The organism is Bdellovibrio bacteriovorus (assembly GCF_001592755.1).
Lineage (GTDB): Bacteria > Bdellovibrionota > Bdellovibrionia > Bdellovibrionales > Bdellovibrionaceae > Bdellovibrio > Bdellovibrio bacteriovorus_E.
In genome coordinates this window covers 563059-583323 of record NZ_LUKF01000016.1, presented here as the reverse complement: position 1 = coordinate 583323, position 20265 = coordinate 563059, and the positions used below count along the sequence as shown (strand labels likewise).

Sequence of the window (20265 nt, the reverse complement as noted above, 5' to 3'; positions counted from 1 at the left end):
CCTATGGGTGCAATGGCCGGCGGAATGCTTGGCGGTATGATGGGCATGCCTATGGGCGCAATGGCTGGTGGCATGATGGGAATGCCAATGGGCGCGATGGCTGGCGGCATGATGGGTATGCCGATGGGCGCGATGGCCGGTGGTATGATGGGTATGCCAATGATGGGCGCTATGGGTGGTCTTGGCGGAATTCAAATGCAGCAACAAATGATGCAAATGCAAATGCAACAATACCAAATGTACATGCAACAACAGCAACAATACATGTCACAACAAATGCAAAGACAACAAGTTGTGGCAAGCCTTCAGCAAGAACTTTACGGATTGTTGTATAGAATCCAGCAAGTATCTTACGGTGGCGGCGGTTACATCGGTGGCTCTATCGGAATCGGTACAGGCATCGGAACAGGTATTGGCACTGGAATCGGTAATGGTGTTCTGACTCCACTACCGGGTTCAGCAACGGGCGGTGTTTCGACCTTCCCGGGAACAATTCCTTCAGGAGGCGTGACAAACAATCCGGCTCCAATCCCTTCTGCACGCTAATTCGAATAATTTAGTTAAAAAAAACGAGGCCCTCTGATAAAACAGAGGGCCTTATGCTTTTTAAGATCCCGCGTCTTTACGACAGTCACACTCACTTTCTGGCGACCGGAGAATTCTCTGCAGGTCTGCACTTGGGCTTTATGAAAAAGGCCGAGGATCTGTCGCTGATTGATCTTAAAAATCCCGCCTATTATCGCAGTGACTGGATTGTCGGATTCGGTTGGAATGAGGCGGGCTGGCCGGAAGCTCCTAATAAGGAAATTCTGGATAAGTACTTTCCCGATCGACCTGTGTTCTTTCCTCGTATGGATGGTCATCGTTCGTGGGTGAATTCTCGAGCTTTAGAACTTTTGGGAATGAAATCCGAAACAGGTCTTCTTTTAGAAAAAGATCATTTGCAAGCATGGGATAAACTTCCGGGCTTCACCAAAGAACAGCAACGTCGTCATATTCTTTCAGCTTGCCGCACTTATAACCAAGCCGGCTTCACTCACGTGCGTGATATGTCTTGCACGGAATCCTTGTGGAATCTTTTGGTAGAGATGTCAGAAAAGAATGAACTGACATTAGCGATCGAAGAAAATGTCACGACCCACGAGATGTCGGACTTTGAAGGAATGTTGGATTTCTGCATTCGTGCGAAAAAAAGCGAGACACCTTTGCTTCGCATGAAGGGAATTAAACTTTTCTATGACGGTTCACTGGGATCCGAAACGGCTTATCTTTCTAAGCCTTACAACGGAAAAGCGGAAGGAACTCAGGGCCGTACGCTATGGCCGTTAGAAGAAGTCGAAGAAATCATGAAGCGCACCTGGCAGGCTGGTTTAGAGTTTTCTGTTCACACAATCGGAGACGAAGCCGCTCATCATATCGTGCAAAGTGCCCGAAAAATATCAGCTCAGGGCTTCGTAGGACGATTGAATATTGAACATGCGCAGATGCTAAGACCTGAAACCATTCAGATGATGAAGCCGTTGCACGTCCGTTGTCACATGCAACCTTGTCACTGGTTGAGCGATAAAGCGTGGTTGGAACAAAAGCTGGGTGATTTGTACAAGTATGTATTTCCTTGGGAAGCTTTAAGAGCCGCGCAAATTCCTATTTCTTTTGGTTGTGACAGCCCGGTCGAGCCGCCATCTTTCTGGCGAAATAAAGTGGCGTTAGATGAAAGTGCGAAAGCCAAGATCCGTAAGTTTACTGGGGATTTGGCTGTCGCGCACTCTCATCCAGACGCCACGTTTGCAAATAGTTATTCGATTGTTGAAGAAGGCATCGTTAAAGAGATTAATTTTAACGGGACACTTTTATCACTTGAGTGACGTATTCACGACGATGTCTTTGTCCTTGAGCGAATAGACGATTCCGCCTAAGACAACGGCACCGGCTACATAAAGCCAAGTCTTCTTTTCCATAATCCAAGACTTCTTTGATTCATCTTTAAGTAAGCGGGGAGTGCAGCTTTCAGTAAAGAAGACTGTGCCTCGATGAAGAGCATTCATATCTTCTATTCGATGAGTGAAGTTTTCGCAATTTCCTTCAACCCAGTTTTCAGTAACGAAGTGCTGATTCAACAACTGTCCGTACGTACCGTAAAAGCGAATCGTTGTTTGTGAGTTTGAAACCAATGTCCACTGATAAGCTGTCTGCGGTGACAGTGTCGCCATTGATTTTTCATTCAGTGAAAAGCTCATAGACTCAATCAAAAGAGTGTCATGGTGCGGAAATTTCTTAGCTAACTTTTCCAATGAGACGTATTCTTCGCGGCAGACAAAGCGCGACGGCCCTTCGTTGAGCAATGTTACAGATTTGCAGTAGGCATGCAGAAGTTCTTTTTTATCTTGGGCTGAAAGGTCTTTTGCTAAAGCTTTTTCACTTAAGTCACGCACGAATCGAAGGCTCGACAGTGTGAGTGGAGCCTCTTTCTGTATTTCTTTAAGTGAACTTATAACGAAATCCAATCGATCGTTAAAGGAATCGCTGAGAGAGAATAACTGGCTTTCCTGTGATGGATTTATTTGTGCTATTTTCTGTTCAAAGTGCACCATCGACCGTGTCTCTAGATGTTGCGCAAGAAAATGTTCATATTCTATCTTACTGCTGGATGGGGCTTGGACTAGAATATTCTGAGCCAAAGCCATCGCGGGAACAAAAAAAGTTAAAAGAAAAAGTTTTTTCATTTTTATTTCCTAGTTTTGGTATTCCACGCGAATTTTTGCGGGACTAGAGGAAGTTAATTGAGCTCCAGTTTCTTCCGGATTTTGTACGACGGCGATAAATGGTCCTGTGTAGCTAAGAAGTCGTGAACTTTCAGTGTCACGAATAAGAACCGCATACTGTTGCGGATTTAAAGGGGCGCGCAGAAGTTTAAGCTTACTGCCGACCTTCAGGCCTCCTTTTTGTTTTTCCGTAGACGCTAAATACAGGTCAACAACTCCGCCAACGTCGCCGATCAATGAAGCCAGAGAATCCGCATTGGCCACTTCAATCGGGACTAAAGAAAATCCGCGAGGGATGAATGTATCAACGGATTTAGGTTCAGGTAAGAACGTCTCCTTGGGTTCTGAAGTGGGTCTTGTCGCATGGTATGAGACCAGCCCTAAAATGACGAAGGCTAAAATCATCAAATTATTTTTTGCGAGAAGCTGAAGCTTTGTTTTCATAAGAACCCCTTTCTTGAGTGAGCTGATTTCTTCTATAAGATGATTTAAATCCCGAGAGCTGATTGATCGCAGCAAAGACCACCAATAAAACGAAGATGGTCACCACACCGACTTCAACGAGAATTTGCCCTTTATTATTTTTGGCACCCATGTCGTGTTCTCCTCAGAAAGTGAAACCGCGCAAGCCTTCCTAAATTGAAAGCGTCCTTCTAGGAACTGTGAAAACGGCTTGCGGACGGCAAGGGTGTATTGCCATTCATGCGCCAGAGCTTGCTTTTCTTCAAAACCCGGGACCGGACTGTAAGTCGGAGCAGTGTCCGAAGAGTCCGGACGGACAGCCAAGGTGGGGCGCGTGCCCGAAACGTGGAAGCCATTGGAAATAAAAAGTATATTGCTTAGGCTTTCTTGATTTTTCGTTAGCTCTTTTCGAGTTTTTGAAAAAGACGAAGCGAGCGACATATTGGCTTGATTGATAAGTTGCTTTTGTTTTAAATCCAACTGTCGTTTTTGATTCTGGATTTTAATTAAACGAGCCTTCGCTGCGGCTAAAGCAGGAGGATTCCCGGCTGAGGCCGCTATTTTAGCATAGGCAGCGACCTCTTCAATTTTGAGTCTTCGAGCTGTGACATTGAGTGAAAGTAATTTTTCAAGATGGGGAGCGACTTGTTTCTGTCCCTGTTGTCCGTGCACTCGACATTGGTATTTCATCGCCAAATCACTCTGCATAAATCCGAAGACACTGCTTAGAAGAAGCAAACCGCTAATGAGGACGGGTAAACAAGCTAGAAGTAAAATGACGGCAAAGCCCTTTTCATTTTTCATAGGGTTCTCTTCAGTTCTTTTTCAATAGACAGTTCAGGGGTTAACTTTACAGAGACCTTGCCTCGAACGGCTCGGTAGCTCCGAATGATTTGGGTTTCGTACGGGGATTTAATGAAAAGAACTTTTCCAAGTCGCTGATGCAACTCGTTTTTACAGTGGTTTACTGATTCGTGCTGAGTGCAAATCAATGCTTCATGCAGTTGGTAGTCGGTGTAATAGAAAACGACTCCGCGATACAGAAGAGCTGCAATCGCGGAGCCTGCCAGAAAAAGAAGCGGTAAAGATAAAAGGGCTTCAACAACACCTTGCCCCTGTCTATTTCCGATTCTCATATTAATTTTTAGATTTGGATTGCTGGTTTGTGGCGCCATCAAAGAAGTTGCTGAAGTCTTTCTTCTTCGTCATGGATTCCGTCACTTCTTGCACTTGCACATTTGTACCAGCGGCTTTGCCACCCAAGACATTAGCGATATTGGCGAAGCGAACACCGACATTGGCGCCGACCACTTTGATCACCGCCATGCTACCCACAGCGACGATCGCCACGATGATAAGATACTCGATTAGGCCCTGGCCTTTTTTATTTTTTAAAACTTTGTTTGCATTCATGAATGCCTCCTCGAGGAGGCGATCTAGCAAACGAGATGCGAAGGAGGACTGCGCGGAATTAGAGAAGGGAGCGGATGAAATAAAAAAAGTCCGGAGGTCCGGACTTTTTTCTTACTTCTTTTTGCCTTTAACAGCCGAAGCTTCTTTTTTTGCCGCCGCTTTTTCTGCTTGGGCTTCTTTCTTCGCGTCGGCTTTTTTCGCCTTACGCTGGATGATGATACGATCTAAAATATCGTAAGCTTCTTTTTGCAGATCATTTTCGAAAATGAAACGGTAGAAACCCTCGATCTCAGGGCTTTGACGGAATTTTTTTAGCGACGTCGGTAAGCTATCAGATTGAACGAAATCAATGGAACTACCATCTTTTGAAAGCTTAACTTTTTCAGCCATTCTAAATCCCCTAATGTTTTAAAGGGTTTGTACCTTATTTTGCAGCGTCGAAGCAAGGAAAAAGCGCCTGCAGGCAGTGTCCGAAAGCCTTGAAAAAGACGCTAAAAAGGTTTGTTTTTAGGAGCGCGGTGTCTTTGTCAGGATTTTATTAAACCATTGAATTTCTTTAATAAATAGCGGACATTGAAGGGGCAATTGGGAGGTGTGAATGCTCATTCTTAATGGTAAAGAAGTCGCCAAAGAAGTGCGTTCAAAGCTGTCTCACCGGGTAACGGGATTCTCGGAAAAAGTGGGAAGAGCGCCTCATCTGTCGGTTGTCATTGTCGGCGACGATGATGCCAGCCACATCTACGTCAGAAATAAGAAGAAAGCTTGTGAATCTGTCGGTATGACCTCGCAAATTATCGCGATGCCGGCTCACACCACTCAGCTAGAACTTAATGCGCAAATCAAAGCTTTGAATAATGATGCGTCTGTCGATGGCATCTTGGTGCAGTTTCCTTTACCAGCCCATTTGAGTTCGGATGAGGTTTTGCGATTAGTGGCTCCCGAAAAAGATTCGGACGGTTTAACATATGCGTCTTTGGGATACTTTTTTGCGGGTAAGCCGGTTGTAAAACCCTGCACTCCGGAAGGAGTGATGACGATTCTTAAGCACTACGGAATTTCTGTCGAAGGTCTTCGCGCTGTCGTTGTAGGACGCAGTAATATCGTGGGAAAACCCATGGCGCAGCTTCTGACAGAGGCCAATGCGACCGTGACACTTTGTCATTCGAAAACTAAAAATCTATCCTCGGTAGTACGAGAAGCCGATCTGGTTGTCGTGGCTGCAGGAAAAGCGCGTCTTCTGGGACGTGAAGATTTTAAGAAAGATGCTATTGTCATCGACGTGGGAATGCACCATGATGGACCGAACGGAAAGCTTTGTGGTGACGTGCGCACGGAAGAGCTTGATGGATGGGTGAAAGCGGTCACTCCCGTGCCAGGTGGAGTGGGTCCTATGACCATCGCAACTCTTCTTCAGAACACCTGCCTTCTGGCAGAAAAGCGCGCAGGTCTGTAAGTAAAAAAGGAACGAAATGTATACCGGTTTTTTAAAGAATGTTTGGTACGTGGGTTTACCTAGCAGCGAATTGGCTGTGGGAAAGTCTCAGGCTCGTAAAATCATGAATGAACCCATCGTCTTTTTCCGTAATTCTAAAGGAACAGTTTCTGCTGTTCGGGATATCTGTCCTCATCGTGGCATTCCTTTGAGCTTTGGTCGCGTGGTTGAAGACACGATCGAGTGTCCTTATCACGGTTGGAAATTTGATGGCTCAGGTATGTGCACAGAAATTCCTTCTTTGTGCCCTGGACAGGATTTGAATCCGAATAAAATTAAAGTGCGTTCTTATCCTGTGCACGAGGCACAAGGTCTGATCTGGATTTTCATCGGCGATAAAGATTATGACATGAGTAAAGCGCCGCAAATTCCGGTGATGAAAGCTTTTGGCAATGATGTGAAGCCGAAGCTCACTTACGTGGTGAATTTCCCATGTCACGTCGATCATGCGGTGATCGGTTTGATGGATCCTGCGCATGGACCTTACGTGCATAAGAGCTGGTTCTGGCGCTCAGAAAAAACGATGTTGGAAAAACGCAAAAAGTTTGCGCCGGTGAACTACGGCTTCCAAATGGTGCGCCATCAGCCTTCTAAAAATTCGAAGGCTTATAAGATATTAGGTGGAACTCCGACGACCGAGATCACTTTCACTTTACCTTGTATTCGTGTTGAGCATATCGAAGTGGGCCCTCGCAATTTCTATTCTTACACGGCGTTGACTCCGGTTGATGAAAAGAACACGCGTGTGACTCAGCTAGCTTATTGGGATATTCCTTGGTTGACGCTTTTAAAACCAGCGATCAATCAGTTCTCTAAAACTTTCCTGGGTCAAGACATGGATGCGGTGACGAAACAACAAGAAGGATTGAAGTACGATCCAAGCTTGATGTTAATCAAAGACGCCGACACTCAGGCTAAGTGGTATTACTCTTTGAAAACAGAGTATCATGATCACTTAGAACAAAAACGCGACTTCAATCATCCGGTGAAAGAAACAGAACTTCGCTGGAGAAGTTAATGCTTAAAGCCTGCGGGATTTTCTTCAGTTTACTTCTGGGGTTCCAAGCACAGGCTTTGCATTTGGAATATGTCGGCGAAACTTCCATAAAAAATGCAGAGAAATTTAAGAAGACCACGATCGGTGGTCTTTCCGGCATTGTCTGGTCGGGAACTTCTCTTTACGCGGTTTCGGATGATCGCGGTCGCTTTGGTGAACCGCGTTTTTATGAATTTGAACTTTCCATCGAAAAGAAATTGGTCACTCTTAAACCGAAAGACGTGCAGTTCATTAAGAACCTCCCGAAGTATGAAGGCAAAGAAGATGCTTTGGATGCCGAGGGCTTGGCGCTTTTGCCTAGCGGAGATTGTGTTATTTCCTCTGAAGGCAATAATAACGCGAAACCTCGACAGATGCCGCGCCTTTTTCGTGTGTCTAAAGACGGGAAGTGGAAAAATGATCTTCCATTGCCTGATAAGTTTTTGCCCGAGCTGACGGGTCAACAGAAAAAGGGCACGCAAAACAACGTCGCCTTTGAAGGCCTTACTTCTTTTGCCGACGGAAAATTCCTTTATGCAGCTACAGAGTCGCCTTTGCTTCAGGAGAGCTCTTTCGTCGACAAGAGTTCGGCGGGTGCCTGGATTCGTATTATCAAATTTGAAGATAAAGGATCTGAGGGATATAAAGTGGCGGCCGAGTATGCCTATAACTTAGAGGCCGTCAGCAGTACGGACAAAGGGCACGAAGTTTTTCGTGGGGTTTCAGAGATTCTGGCCTTATCCGAAAATAAACTGATTGTTATGGAAAGAGGTGTGCGGGTTTCCCCGAAAAATCTGATAGCGAAGACGACGAAGCTTTATCTGGCTGATTTAACATCCGCGACAGATGTTTCGAAGCTGGCCCAGCTAGGGGAGGGGCCGTTCAAAGGGGCGTCCAAAACCGCATTAATTGATTTTGAAACCGATCTCACAAAATCTCGGCCTGGAAAGAGTGTAGAAAATTTCGAAGCCATGGCCTGGGGACCGAAATTAGCAGACGGACGGCGCTCTCTTCTGGTAATGGTAGACGATAATTTTTCGAAGAAAGAAGTGACCGAGCTTTTGGTCTTTGCCGTTGAAGGTGAGTGATGACGACTGTATGGAGACTCCGTCCTGGAGCAGATAAACGTATTCGCAGTGGACACCCGTGGGTGTTTTCTAATGAACTTTCAGCAAGTCCAAAAGGTTTGTTGCCGGGAACTCCAGTTGAGTTGCAAGATTCCAAGGGTCAGTTTTTAGCTCGCGGTTACGGCAATCCTCATTCCTTGATCGCTTTTCGCGCCCTCAGCTTCAATAGTCAGGAAAAAGAACCGACGAGTTTTGAATTCCTGCAGGGGAAGATTTTAAATTCTTGGAAAGTGCGTAAGGCCGCGGGCTTCCGCGGAAGTTTCCGTTTGGCTTTCGGTGAATCTGATTACATTCCAGGATTGGTTTTGGACTATTACGTTATCGAGCAAAAAGGCAAAAAGGCGCAGGTCTTTGCGGCTCAGTTGGTAACGGCGGGAATGAATGAAGCTTTGAAGAATGCCCAAGATTTCTTTAAAGGTTTAGTGCAAAAAGCGCACGAACAAGGTCTTTCTAATTTTTCATGGAATGAAACAGCTGTTGTTATTCGTAACGACGTCGGCATTCGTAAATTGGAAGGCTTAAACGTTGAAGAGCCTAACGTCATTAAAGATCTTCCTGAGTTTGATCTGACCGACGTAGAGATTCTTTTGAACGCTGCTGCCGATGACGGTGTTGTGGCTATGAGCTGTGATTTGAAAGAGGGACAGAAAACCGGCTTCTTTTTAGATCAAACTCACAATATTCACTTGGCAGTGAACCTTTTTAAGAATTGGGCAAAGACAGAACCTAAGCGCAAGCTTCGTGTTTTGGATTTGTGCTGTTATGTAGGCCACTGGTCGACGCAAATCACTCGTGGTTTAAAATCCTTGGGGTTTGAAGTCGAAGTTTCTTTGGTGGACGTTTCTAAAACCGCTTTGGCTTTTGCAAAGAAAAATGCGGAACGCGAAGGCGCTGAAGTTGTTGTTCATGAAATGGACGTATCTGAAGGCCTGACTAGTTTACCAAGTGCTCACTATGACATTGTGATCGCAGATCCTCCGGCCTTCATCAAATCTAAAAAAGACATTCCTATCGGTAAGCACGCGTATCTGAAAATGAACACGCATGCCTTCCGCATGGTAAAACGCAATGGTTTTGTCGCTTCGTGCTCTTGTTCGGGGTTGTTAGAAGAAGAAGAGTTCCGCGATGCCATTCGTAAAGCCTCACTTCGTAATTCGTTCGAAGTGCGCAGTGTTCTGCGGGGGGGACATGCCGCGGATCACCCGACGCTGATGCAGTTCCCTGAGGGTTTTTATCTTAAGATGTACGTGCACTACGTATAAACTATGTGACTTTTTGTCCGTGGGCCCAAAAGCCTGCGGACTCTGTCAAACCCGATAGCACCGAGTGAAAGTGCGCCTGAGTTTGCAGACGTTCTTTACCAAATCGATTTTCTAATTCTTGTTGGATGAAGGGGACTTTCGCCGTTCCCCCTGTCAGACATACAAGATCCACCTGATCTGACGTGACACCTGCATTTTTCAAACACTCATCTAATGCGGCAAAGATTTTTTCTTTTGTTCCCGTAGCCCAATCGATGAATTGTTTTACGCTAAAAGACTCTTTCATTTCCAAGCCTGGATAGTCGTAAAAGAACTCTGTGGACTCGTTCCCCGAAAGGGCTCGTTTGGTCTTTTCGATATTTTCAAAGAAAGGGAAGATCTGTTGATCTTCGATAAGAACGAAAAGTCTTTCGACGGCGTCTGCATCTTTCTGAGTCAGCGAACACTTTTTCACTTCGCGGATAAACTCGTAAGTGTCTTTTTCTTTGAGATGCACGATATGCGCAGGGTGATTCAAACGCTGCGAAACCGCGGGAGGCATTGTTAAGACATTGCTACCCATTGGAAGGCGATAACGTGATTTTGCACCGAAGTATTCATTCAAGCGGTGGCTCATAAAAACACTGTCTAAAGCATCCCCTGCTAAAGGGCAGCCATCGATAGCTAAGACGTCTTCTTTAGCAAAACCTTCGGGACGAAGTTTGATCAAGGTAAAGTCAGAAGTTCCGCCACCGAAGTCACCGATCAGAACAATCTTTTCATTTTTCAACTGACGGCGATAATCAAAGGCGGCAGCTAAAGGTTCCGGAACGAACTGCACTTCTTTAAAACCAGCGAAAGCGGCCGCTTTTTCCATGCGATGAAGGGCAAAGCCGTCAGCCACCGGATCCATTGAATAACGCGCGGGACGACCGATAACGGCTCTCTCAATCGAGGTGTCTAATATTTTTTCAGCTCTTTTTTTCAATTCCAGCAGGAAGACACCGATCAAAGTTTCAAGGGTAAGAATGCGATTGTTAAGCACAGTCCCTAAATAACTTTGATTCGGAAGATGCGACTTGAAAGAGCGAAAAAGGCGACCTTCCATGTCCTGTTCAATGTATTGCTCAATAGCTTCCGCGCCGTAATAGCAAAGATCAGGATGAGGGAAATAGAGAAGAGTTCTCATCATTGTGGGATCTTGGGATTTAGAATCTAAAGGGAGGGCTTCATATCTTTGCCCTTTGTGAAAGGCGCCGACCAGAGAATTACTCGTACCAAAATCAATAGAGAGAAAGCTGTCTGAACTCATTAAAGAAAGCTATCAAACATCAACAGGTTATACAATGTCTGGCCCACCTTTAGAAGAGGGCCCATCTTTGTCACCGCTATTTTCATCTTTTCAGCGGGGCCACATTCTTGCTCGATTAGCAGAAAGTCTTGGTATTCTGGCGACCGGTCGTAAGGGGTCGCTTTATGAGTATGCAAAAGAAAATTTTAAGACATTTAATTTTTCTTAGCGCGGTATTAGGAATGGTTGCCTGTGGCAATATGGAAGCCAATATCGAGCATCCCGTGGGTTCTTGGGATGAAAACTCAAGGCAATTTGAAAAGCCCCTCCAAGAGCTTTACGCCAATGAAGAATCAGAAGAGGTCGTGACGGAAGAGGTTCCATCGCAGGCTCCGAAAACAACTCTTCCGGTGGGTCCGGCCACAGTCAGTTCGCCCGAGACACCGGCGAAGCCAAAAGAGTCGACTGGTAAGGAAACACCGAAACCGGAAGTCAAACCCGAGGTAAAACCTGATGTGGCTGCGGAGGGTCCTAAGGAGGATCCGAAGCCAGTTCTTAGTGGTCCTGGCGTTTTAAAACCAACCGTTTATTATTTTGCCGTTCTTAACGAAGATAAAAATAAATGCGCGGATGATGCGAAAAGAGATTTGCACGGTGCGGGTGGAAAAGTCTTATTGAAAGTCTGTGCGAAAACTTGGGCTGCCTGTTCTTTACAAGGCTCTTGTGCGGTTATTCAAAAAGGTAAAACTCACACTTTCAATATCATTGGACGTTTTGAAGGACAGGAGCGCTTCTTTGAAATTGAAGAAGATGGCTGTCGCTATGGTTATGGTGTGAACAGCTCTTGTCTGGATCCGTTTTATACTTTGGCGGCGGATTTAACGATCTACAAGCCCGGCGAAGTGATCTATGTTCCCGCTGTCGTGGGTTTGCAATTACCGGATGGAACTAAACACAATGGTTACTTTGTTATTCGCGACAAGGGCCGTGGTATCGTGGGTCGCGGAAGATTTGATTTTTACACTGGCTATTACAGCTGGTTGGATAATGCGAACCCGTTCAAAAAATTGGGTTTGGGTGACGTAAGAACCAACATTCCCTATTTCCGAGTCACAGGTGACGCGGCGAAGGTGGTCTTAGAAAGAAGAGCTTATCCCGACCTACCTCGCGCTAAATAAAAAAGGCTCCTTTGCAGGAGCCTTTTTTATTTTAACTTCAACATCCCATCTTCAATTTCTAATTTCTAGCTGAAGGCGGAAGCGCTTGTTGCACTTGCGGTTGTGCTGTCTGCTGTTGAGGTGTTTGCACCTGAGCCGCAGCGACTTGAGCCATCTGAGCCACCGCCATTTGCGCCTGTTGGGCTTGCTGGTGGTAGTAGTTCAACTTAGCGACATACTCTTTAAGCGCAGCGTTTTCTTGCTTAAGCACACCCAACTGAGTCAAAGCTTGTTGTAGATGACTATAGTAGTCTTGAGCTTCTAAAGCTTTTTTATCCAGAGCGAGCTTCATCTCAATAATTTTTGTTTCTGCAACAGACATTAAATTTTTGAGAACATCATTTTGTTGCTGCGCCGAAGCTTCCACTTCGCTGAAAGACGTCGAGATTTTCTCGATTTCTTCATTCAAAGAGGCGATGTTTTGGTCGCGCTCTTCAATTGTCGCCTGCATCTCATCGACAGTTTGCTTTAGCTCGTGCTTTTCGGTTTTCAAAGCCTGGATCGCGGCTTCGAACTGATCGCGCTGTTCTTCCCAAAGTTGTTGTTCTTTGGCAAAGGCACTTTTCGCTTTCGCAAGTTCCATGGCAGTTTCATCTTTAAGCGCTTGGTTGAGTTCCAAATCTCTTTGCAGAGTTTTGTTCTTCTCAAAAAGAGCCTGACTGTACTTTTTCTCTTCGCTTTGCATCTGCAAGGCGCGGGCTTTCAGGCCTTGGATCTCTAACTGCAGTTGCAGGCTGAGTTCCAAAGATTTTGCTAAGTCGCCACTGAGTTTGGTATTGCTCGCTCTTTCGGCAGAAAGCTGGTCGGCAAGTTGTTTGATTTGCGCATCCAGTGTTTCAGGTCCGTAAGAAACGTTCTCAAGAGATTTGATTTTTTCTTTCAACTCTTCTTGGGAACCCTTGAGTTCAGAATGGAATTTTTTCATCTGAACTTGCATCTGCTCATACTTTGGTTGAGGGGGCATAGGTTCCTCTCCCTGATGCTGGGTGCTTAACTCGTTTAGTTTATTGCAAATTTCGTCAAAAAGTTTTTCGTGCTCAGGAACGGAAGTCGTCATAGACTTCATTGTGATGCACAGACCGAAGTCAAGTCATCGAAATTTATTGACAGAGGTCGAGCCTCTCGATTTAGGTCCAGGGTTGTTGTTGTAGGAGGAGATACCATGAGTTTACAAAGACCCCTTCGTTTTATAATGGCCGTAGTTTTATTGATCACCTGTTCTGGCGCGCACGCAGACGATATGGGGCTTCTGAGTGATATCAAGCCACCTCAGCAAACATCAGAATATATCTTCCGGTCTTCTCCGAAAGAGTCTTTGGTGACGGTGCAGCTTTTAGGTGCGGTCAATAAGCCTGGAATCTATTATGTGCCAGCCGGCACAGATCTTTTGAAGTTGATCACCTTGGCTGGCGGTACAACGAATGGTGGAGACCTTTCTGAAGTGATTGTTCGCAAGATGGAGCCTAAAACTTGGGCAGAGATTAAATCCAAAGCCGTCAATGAGTACCAGGGTGCTTATGAAGTCGATGCGGAAAAGCTGATTAAGTTCGGTGGCACTCGCGCGCTTCGTCTACATCAAGATGACTTCGTCTATGTTCCTCCGCGCACTCCTTGGATCAGCAATGAAACAGCTCGCGGTATCACTCTTGTGTCCGTGATCTTGGGTATTGCTTTGACCGCAGTTCTGATCGACAAGAACACAGGAAACAACTAAGAATGATGCAAGCTCGCGATGGCCGAATTTTATTTCTAATAAAAGCACTCGCGGCTTTGATTTTTATTTCAAAGATTTCTTTTGGTTCTGTTCTTCCGATCCCGCAAAGATTTTCTTTCTTAATTTTTCAACAAGGGTTGCATCCCTTCTTGAACGTTTTTCTATGCTTCCTTTTTGGACTGCCTTTGATCTTCATGTGGTTGCGTGTGAGAACTCGCAATCATTTAAGCGGGTTTTATAAACTCTTTGTCTATGTTCTGATGTTAACCTTGACGGTGCAGACCTTACTGCAGGCTCATTACGTGAATACCGATGAGTCTGCGATCATGCAAATCGGCGCACTCGGCGTTTCGCTTTTCATGGTCGTGGTTTATGGATTGGTGATTCCCAGTCTTTGGAGTGTTGATGATTTTCTGCGCTTTATTCAGCGCTGGTCTGGATTTTTAGTTCTGATTTCATTGGTTTTGCTTGTTGTGGCAAGCGGGCATGTCTTTAAAGGTGGTCGCTTTATCGGAGTGTTTAAGCACATTCCTCACATGGTAACCTGTGCGACCGTGGCCTTTATTTTTTCTTTAGGAACTTTTCTTAAAGACACTAAAGCGAAACATAAAATTTTAGATGCGATCATTCTTGGTGCCAGTTTTGTAGCGATTGTTTTGACCGGCACGCGTTCATCAGCCGGCGCGGCGGTTCTGGCTTTTGTAGTCACCATGATTTTACACAAGACCGCGAGTAACCAAGGGCGCATCTTCAAATTTGCCTTCACTTCTTTCGTGATTACTTTTTCGATGTTCTTTGGTGCGAAGGTTTATGACTTTGCTCGCGGTATCGCTACAGGCCAGGCGGCTTTGGGAGGTCGTGAGGCCCAAGACGGTATTGCTTCTCGCTGGGAAGAAGTAGAACGCGGTTTTCAGATTTTTCAAGAGCAACCTTTGTTAGGGCATGGATTGCTATCTAAATTCGCCGCTGGAAACGACGTGGATGTTTCCAATTACAATGCGATGAAGGACCCGCATAATATCTTTATCTCTGCGGGGGTTGTCGGTGGCTGGCCTTTGATTGTCCTAAGTATCGTGGCTTTGATATTTATGTTGCTGGGATCTTTCAAGGCATTGACGTCGCATAGTATTGCGAAACGCCAGGTCGCTATTTATTTGCTTTCCCATATTCCTATTCTGGTTATCTATCACATTCATTTATCTATTGGTGGTATGGCAGACCGTCTTTATTGGATGGTGTTTGGCTTTGTCGCGGCGGCATCGGCTCTTCGCTCGGAAGCACCTTCTGAGCAGTCCTAATCTTTGCTATTGATCATAAAAAAATTCGAACGCCAAAAAAACACGAGAGGATGCTAAAGCTTTTACTCCAATCGCTTTTTGTCTTTTGCAAAGGCTGATCCCTTGCTAGAGCGGTTTTTATCTAAAGGGATGTCAATTGGGTGCACACCCCTGAAGTAATTTCAAATTCTTAATCCTCATTGCACATTAAACACAGGCCAAGGCATTAATTCAGTGGCACAACCAATGCTTGCGGGGATATGTCACAGAAGGTGGGGATATATGAGTGATCAGCATATAGAACCTGAATTAACAGTGGGCGAAATTATTAAACTTTATCTGTCCCATTGGCGCATGTTTGCTTTGTTTACCGCAGGACTATTTGCGGTAGCGGTTCTTGTTTACGTTGTTAAGATTCCTTTTGTCGCTTCTTCGACAATTGTTATTAACGATTCGCAGAACTCGTCATTGCAGGCATTCTCAAACCAATTTTTTGGTTTGTCGAAGTCAGTTCAGGAATCTAAAAAAGGCAGCAGTTTGCTTTCTAAGCATATCGAGTATCTTAAAACCCGTGAGTTTTATGAGGCTCTTCTGCAGCGAATTCAAGTTCGTGGCAACAGCCCTCTTATTACAATGGAAGAGCGCAACGGCTACGATATTCTTAAAACCAACTATCTTGGTGATTTAGATAAGCCTGAAAAACGTGTTCAAGTTCTGCAAAGATTGGACAGTTGGACGAAGATCAATATCGATTCGGATTTTGAAATTCGCGTGTCCGCTGTGACACCGATCAAAGCTATGTCTTTGTTCTTATCTAATTCTGCTTCCGAGTTAGCGGCAGAGATTCTGAAAAAGCGCGAGATGAATGAAATCGCTCGTGTTGAAGATTTCATGGCAAAACAAAAAGTCGATGCAGATCAAAAGCTGGTGCAATTAAGCAAACAGCTTGCTGAAATGCAGAACAAAGAAGGAGCTCTTTTACCTTTAGCTTCTAAAGATAAAATGGGCGACTACATCTCGGATCTTTTAGTGCGTTCCAACGAAATCAAATTGAAGATGGCCGAAAACAACAAAATGATTGAATACCTTCAACGAGGCCGTTCAAGTCAGCGTGAATCTGCTCTTTACGGTGTCGGCGGTAAGATCGAAGCTTTGCGCATCGAAAATAGCATCCTGCAAACGAAGTTGGGTCAGGTTCAATCCTCGATTGATCGTTTAAAAAGAGATGCTAAAGAACTGCCATTCGCTGCGCAAATGGTCGACGATCTTAAAAAGAAATCTGAGCTTGAATTTGCTCGTTACAAAGAGTTGACGACGAATCTTGCGAAACTTGAGGCACAAAAGCTTTCTATCGATACGCGTTTTGAAGTCTTAGAGCGCGCACGTTGGGAAAATACGTTGCCACAGATTGGCCTTTTGAGTTTGGGTCTGTTGTCTTTGTTGTTAAGCCAATTCGTGGGATCTTTGGTGATTTACTTTAAATACCTTTGGAATCCACATGTGGTTACGGCACAGGCTTCACGCAACTTGGTTATCTTTGATAACCATTCTGCCGACCCACGAGTCATTATCGAGAACTCTAAAATTAAATTCAGTCTGAAAAAGCCTGAGCCCAAACCTGAAGAGGGTGACAAACCGGAAGATCCGCAAAAGATCGCTTGGAATGTCGTCAATGTGGGACAGGGAACAGACGTTTCACAGTAGGGATGTGCGATGAAAAATTGGATTGTTACTACTCTTGCAATTGGTTTGGCGGGGACTCTTGTAGGTTGCGGAAATAGTGTTAGCAGAAAAGTGCAACAAGCAATCACGGATAATCAAGAGGCGAAGTCTCACCTAGAGTGGGAACAATCCGAAGCAAATCCTGAAGCGCTCTTTGCAGAATGGCGTGAATCCAATGGTGGCAAGTCTCGTGATGGCTTGCCGAAAGAAATCTGCGAAAGTCTTTCGCAATTGGATTCACAATCTTTGACTCTTTTTGAAAATGAAATTCGCGATGAGCAAAACCAAGCTTTGCTTGCAGACTGCAGACAAGATCTTCTTGGGAATATCGAAAATTATTTTGCGGCAGAAAGACAGAAGATGTCTGTGAGCGTAAATGCTTTGGTTCCGGCACGCACGACGAACAACTTCAAGTTCCCAACAAATATTCAGAAACGCGATACTTCAAACGGGTACTATGCAACTTACGGCGATACGGCTCGTAAAGAAGTGATTCTTACTTTTGATGACGGTCCAAATAATATCTATACTCCATCCATCTTGCGTTCATTGAATGAAGTGAATGCGAAAGCCATTTTCTTTGCGTTGGGTAAGAACTCTCGCTTGAATCCTGAAACTTTGAAGCTTGTAGCTTCTCAAGGACACGGAATCGGGTCGCATACGGAATCTCATAGCTGTATTGGTAATAGTAATGCCTGCAGAAAAATGCACGGGCGCAATTTCACATTCAGCGAGGCGGTTGAAGAGATTCGCAAAGGTCACCAGGCTATTTACGACGTTCTGGGATGGATTGATCCTTTCTTCCGCTTTCCATATGCTGAGGGATCTCCGGAGCTGAGAAACTTCTTAAAAACAAGTTCTACAGCGGACTTCGCTTGGGTGGTTGACAGTGAAGACTGGAAAGCTCAAACCAACGACTACGTACTTCGCAATACTTTAAATCAGGTGGAAGCGAAGGGTCGCGGTATTATTCTTTTCCATGACATCCAAAGGAAAACGGCGGAGATCATGCCGACATTCTTGCGCGAGCTTTACACTCGTGGGTACAGTGTTGTATTACTTCAATCCGCTGACCCGTCAGCGAAATACAACAGCAAACTGGTTAGGAAAAGAGTCCCTTAGTTTTCAAATGAAACGTCCTGATGTCGATCGCCCCTCAACTTGGAAATCCTATCGCACCGATATGTGCAAAGGCTGCTGGGGCGGCTGTTGCACCATGCCTGTGGAAATCAAAATTTCGGACCTGATTCGTTTAGGTCTGACGACGGAAGATGAGGCCGCAGGCTCCATCAAAAAATTAGCAAAACGTTTAATGAAAGAGGGCTATATCACCTCGTACCGTCAAGGGACTGAGTTCTTTATGCTCTCGCAAAAAGCCAATCGCGACTGCTGGTTTTTAGATTCCAAAACCCGTCTTTGCACAGTCTATGAAAAGCGTCCTGACACCTGTCGCGGATTTCCCTCTATAGGGCCTCGTCCTGGGTTCTGTCCAGGAAGCACTTAAGCCTGTCTCATTTTGAGATTGCCTGATTCTTTGACAGGGGTGCGCGCTGCACGTCCCAGTCTCAGAGTGATCTATGCCAAGTGTCCTATATGCGAGCCCAGGTGGCACAAGCGCTGCTCTTACTACCAAGTAAGAACAGGAGGCTACAATGGGCTTCAAAGACAATAAACTAGAAACGGCGATTATCGGGTTGTCCATCGTGATGGTGGGAGCTCTGGGATACGTTCTAAAAACTCCTGTTCAATCAGCGATTGCTGAGATGGAAGTGATTTACGAAATGCCACGTCCTAAGACGTCCTTCTTGGCGGCCCTTTTTGACTTGGGAGACCGCGAAATCTCTCGTAAATATGTAAATCCTTACGCAAAGAAAAAAGAAGACGCTAAAAAAACGGCGGATACTAAGAATGCTGCCGTTCCCGTAAAACCGGTTGCACAGAAGAAGGCGGAGGCTAAGAAGAAGGCTGATGAAGCTCCGAAAAAGACCGTAGATGTGCAGATCGTGGGTGCGGATGAGCCGACAGGATTTGGCGACGACGGATTCATGAATTCGGGTACAGGTTCTGGGCAACAGTTTGTGGATAACTCTGGAAATAACAATCCAAAGAATGAACAAACAGGCGCTGACAAAGAAACTTTAACGGGTGACCAATGGCAAGCTCGTCTAAGAGCGCAGCCAACAGCTGAAAATGTCGCGCAACTGGTAGCTGCGTTCAGCCGCAGTGAAGTGAGTGAAAGTATCTTCTATTCAATCGTTGCAGATCTTTACAGCTCCAATAAAGCAGAGACACAGGCGTTGGGTCTTGAGGCGGTCAAATCTCTTTATAACTCTAGAAGCTTTGCCGTGACAGCGAAGTATTATGAGCAAATGACACCTGAACTGAAATCGAAAGCCGATAAGTATCTTGCGGGTTATGCCGTGACAGCGCGCTTGGGCATTTTGAAATCTGTTTTGCAATCTAACGATTCTTCCGTCGTGGAAACTGCGTTGCAGGTTGTTATTGAAGGATATCAAGGTGCAAAAGGTGGCGTAACGCCGAATACGGATCCACGCAACTCGCGCGGAGATGTTACGACGAATGCGGTGGCAGGTTACTCTCAATTCGTACCTTTGTTTCAACAACTTGCACAAAGTTCGGATGCAACAATCGCTAATTTAGCGGCGACGGGCCTAGGGCAATTGCAAACTGCAGTCGCTTCTCTTTAAAACTGGACAGCATTCCATTTTCTGACAAGAATATCCCTAGAACTTTTAAGTCCTAGGGATATTATGCGTTTAAGCCGTCTTATTTTTATTCTTACTTTTTTCACCGTGTGCTCGGCGACGGCAGCTTATGACTTACCTAAAAATCTAAATTCAGGGGATCGAATCCGGGCTTTGGAAATCCTGGGATTTGGTTCGGCGTCTAAAATTTTGGATAACCCTTATCCGCTCGGTGGTTACGCAGGGATCGAGGTGGGAATAGCTTCAGAGTATATTCCTACAGAGGATCTGGCGACCCTCGGTTCAGAAACTACGGATACGGGAGAGATCAATTATCTTACACTGACATTTGGAAAAGGTCTTTACTACAACGTCGACACTCATGTGTACTTCACTCCGGCTTTAGGTGACGGAATTCAAACTTTCGGTGGGCAAGTGCGCTGGGGTTTTTATGAGGCTTCATTTTTTCCTCTGACCTTGACGGCGATGATTTCAGGCGGAGGCGCGAATTTTTCCAATTTGATTAACGTGAAAACCTTAGGAGCGGATGTGATTGCGTCTGTCGCGATGGATAACGTCGCTATCTACTTCGGTGGTGGGCGTGTTCGTGCGATTGGAACATTCATCGGTGGTACTGACGGAATCACTGACGATCAAAATACGGTCGAAGAAGACATCGTGGAAAATCACACGGTGTTCGGTATCAACGTCGATATCGCAAAATTCTTTTTGGCTTTGCAGATCGATCGTTATGCGGACTCGGTTTATTCTGGAAAATTGGGTTATCGTTTTTAAAAGATTCCTGT

21 protein-coding genes and 1 pseudogene are annotated in these 20265 nt (G+C 45.3%); 14 read left to right on the top strand and 8 right to left on the bottom strand.

Annotation, left to right across the window (positions count from 1 at the left end):
* Both AZI85_RS17740 and AZI85_RS12410 read left to right on the top strand, forming a co-directional pair.
* Window positions 1-546: pseudogene (locus AZI85_RS17740) on the top strand (hypothetical protein); the annotation flags it as partial.
* Between the two features lie 53 nt (window positions 547-599).
* Window positions 600-1865 carry an amidohydrolase gene (locus tag AZI85_RS12410; RefSeq protein ID WP_063244327.1) on the top strand — a complete coding sequence of 422 codons (1266 nt, stop codon included), beginning with the start codon at window positions 600-602 and terminating at the stop codon, window positions 1863-1865.
* On the opposite strand, the gene AZI85_RS12405 is transcribed toward AZI85_RS12410, so the two are convergent.
* From AZI85_RS12405 to AZI85_RS12380, 6 genes are all read right to left on the bottom strand, one after another.
* On the bottom strand, window positions 1854-2723 hold the full coding sequence (locus AZI85_RS12405; RefSeq protein ID WP_063244326.1) for a hypothetical protein: 870 nt from the start codon (window positions 2721-2723) through the stop codon (window positions 1854-1856). The genes AZI85_RS12410 and AZI85_RS12405 overlap by 12 nt on opposite strands.
* A 9-nt stretch (window positions 2724-2732) precedes the next feature.
* Complete coding sequence (locus AZI85_RS12400) at window positions 2733-3206, bottom strand: hypothetical protein (RefSeq protein WP_063244325.1); 474 nt, start codon at window positions 3204-3206, stop codon at window positions 2733-2735.
* Between the two features lie 99 nt (window positions 3207-3305).
* Entirely contained in the window at window positions 3306-4028 is a 723-nt protein-coding gene (locus AZI85_RS12395) for a hypothetical protein (protein ID WP_063244324.1), read from the bottom strand.
* Complete coding sequence (locus AZI85_RS12390; RefSeq protein WP_063244323.1) at window positions 4025-4360, bottom strand: hypothetical protein; 336 nt, start codon at window positions 4358-4360, stop codon at window positions 4025-4027. The genes AZI85_RS12395 and AZI85_RS12390 overlap by 4 nt, the downstream gene beginning before the upstream one ends.
* Before the next feature lies 1 nt (window position 4361).
* Entirely contained in the window at window positions 4362-4637 is a 276-nt protein-coding gene (locus AZI85_RS12385; protein WP_063244322.1) for a Flp family type IVb pilin, read from the bottom strand.
* Window positions 4638-4748: 111 nt separating this feature from the next.
* Window positions 4749-5027, bottom strand: coding sequence for a hypothetical protein (locus AZI85_RS12380; protein ID WP_063244321.1), 279 nt, complete (start codon window positions 5025-5027; stop codon window positions 4749-4751).
* 208 nt (window positions 5028-5235) lie between these two features.
* Here AZI85_RS12380 and folD point away from each other — a divergent pair, with 208 nt between their 5' ends.
* The 4 genes from folD to AZI85_RS12360 are packed head-to-tail and all read left to right on the top strand — an operon-like array spanning window position 5236 to window position 9554.
* Window positions 5236-6090 carry a bifunctional methylenetetrahydrofolate dehydrogenase/methenyltetrahydrofolate cyclohydrolase FolD gene (gene folD / locus AZI85_RS12375; protein ID WP_063244320.1) on the top strand — a complete coding sequence of 285 codons (855 nt, stop codon included), beginning with the start codon at window positions 5236-5238 and terminating at the stop codon, window positions 6088-6090.
* 16 nt (window positions 6091-6106) lie between these two features.
* Window positions 6107-7147 carry an aromatic ring-hydroxylating oxygenase subunit alpha gene (locus AZI85_RS12370; RefSeq protein ID WP_063244319.1) on the top strand — a complete coding sequence of 347 codons (1041 nt, stop codon included), beginning with the start codon at window positions 6107-6109 and terminating at the stop codon, window positions 7145-7147.
* Window positions 7147-8253 (top strand): esterase-like activity of phytase family protein, encoded by a 1107-nt coding sequence (locus tag AZI85_RS12365; protein ID WP_063244318.1) that lies wholly within the window; start codon window positions 7147-7149, stop codon window positions 8251-8253. The genes AZI85_RS12370 and AZI85_RS12365 overlap by 1 nt, the downstream gene beginning before the upstream one ends.
* Window positions 8253-9554 carry a class I SAM-dependent rRNA methyltransferase gene (locus tag AZI85_RS12360; protein ID WP_063244317.1) on the top strand — a complete coding sequence of 434 codons (1302 nt, stop codon included), beginning with the start codon at window positions 8253-8255 and terminating at the stop codon, window positions 9552-9554. Before AZI85_RS12365 ends, AZI85_RS12360 begins: the two co-directional genes overlap by 1 nt.
* Before the next feature lies 1 nt (window position 9555).
* Here the strand turns inward: AZI85_RS12360 and AZI85_RS12355 are convergent, their stop codons facing one another.
* Entirely contained in the window at window positions 9556-10725 is a 1170-nt protein-coding gene (locus AZI85_RS12355; RefSeq protein ID WP_253720976.1) for an Hsp70 family protein, read from the bottom strand.
* A gap of 284 nt (window positions 10726-11009) precedes the next feature.
* Here AZI85_RS12355 and AZI85_RS12350 point away from each other — a divergent pair, with 284 nt between their 5' ends.
* Window positions 11010-12002: a 3D domain-containing protein gene (locus AZI85_RS12350; protein ID WP_063244315.1), complete on the top strand. Its 993-nt coding sequence runs from the start codon at window positions 11010-11012 to the stop codon at window positions 12000-12002.
* Window positions 12003-12060: 58 nt separating this feature from the next.
* Here the strand turns inward: AZI85_RS12350 and AZI85_RS12345 are convergent, their stop codons facing one another.
* On the bottom strand, window positions 12061-13005 hold the full coding sequence (locus tag AZI85_RS12345) for a hypothetical protein (RefSeq protein ID WP_253720975.1): 945 nt from the start codon (window positions 13003-13005) through the stop codon (window positions 12061-12063).
* Window positions 13006-13203: 198 nt separating this feature from the next.
* Here AZI85_RS12345 and AZI85_RS12340 point away from each other — a divergent pair, with 198 nt between their 5' ends.
* The 7 genes from AZI85_RS12340 to AZI85_RS12310 all read left to right on the top strand — a co-directional run bounded on the left by AZI85_RS12340 (window position 13204) and on the right by AZI85_RS12310 (window position 20254).
* Window positions 13204-13755 carry an SLBB domain-containing protein gene (locus tag AZI85_RS12340; protein ID WP_063205095.1) on the top strand — a complete coding sequence of 184 codons (552 nt, stop codon included), beginning with the start codon at window positions 13204-13206 and terminating at the stop codon, window positions 13753-13755.
* A gap of 2 nt (window positions 13756-13757) precedes the next feature.
* A complete protein-coding gene (locus tag AZI85_RS12335; protein ID WP_063244313.1) occupies window positions 13758-15053 on the top strand; it encodes an O-antigen ligase family protein in 1296 nt (431 codons plus the stop codon).
* A gap of 261 nt (window positions 15054-15314) precedes the next feature.
* The gene (locus tag AZI85_RS12330) at window positions 15315-16736 is read left to right on the top strand and encodes a hypothetical protein (protein ID WP_063244312.1); all 1422 of its coding nucleotides are present in this window, start codon (window positions 15315-15317) and stop codon (window positions 16734-16736) included.
* A gap of 9 nt (window positions 16737-16745) precedes the next feature.
* Window positions 16746-17876, top strand: coding sequence for a polysaccharide deacetylase family protein (locus AZI85_RS12325; RefSeq protein WP_063244311.1), 1131 nt, complete (start codon window positions 16746-16748; stop codon window positions 17874-17876).
* A 7-nt stretch (window positions 17877-17883) separates the two neighbouring features.
* Window positions 17884-18258, top strand: coding sequence for a YkgJ family cysteine cluster protein (locus AZI85_RS12320; protein ID WP_063205091.1), 375 nt, complete (start codon window positions 17884-17886; stop codon window positions 18256-18258).
* Window positions 18259-18406: 148 nt separating this feature from the next.
* The gene (locus AZI85_RS12315; RefSeq protein ID WP_063244310.1) at window positions 18407-19462 is read left to right on the top strand and encodes a hypothetical protein; all 1056 of its coding nucleotides are present in this window, start codon (window positions 18407-18409) and stop codon (window positions 19460-19462) included.
* A gap of 63 nt (window positions 19463-19525) precedes the next feature.
* Window positions 19526-20254: a hypothetical protein gene (locus AZI85_RS12310; protein WP_063244309.1), complete on the top strand. Its 729-nt coding sequence runs from the start codon at window positions 19526-19528 to the stop codon at window positions 20252-20254.
* Window positions 20255-20265 lie beyond the last annotated feature (11 nt).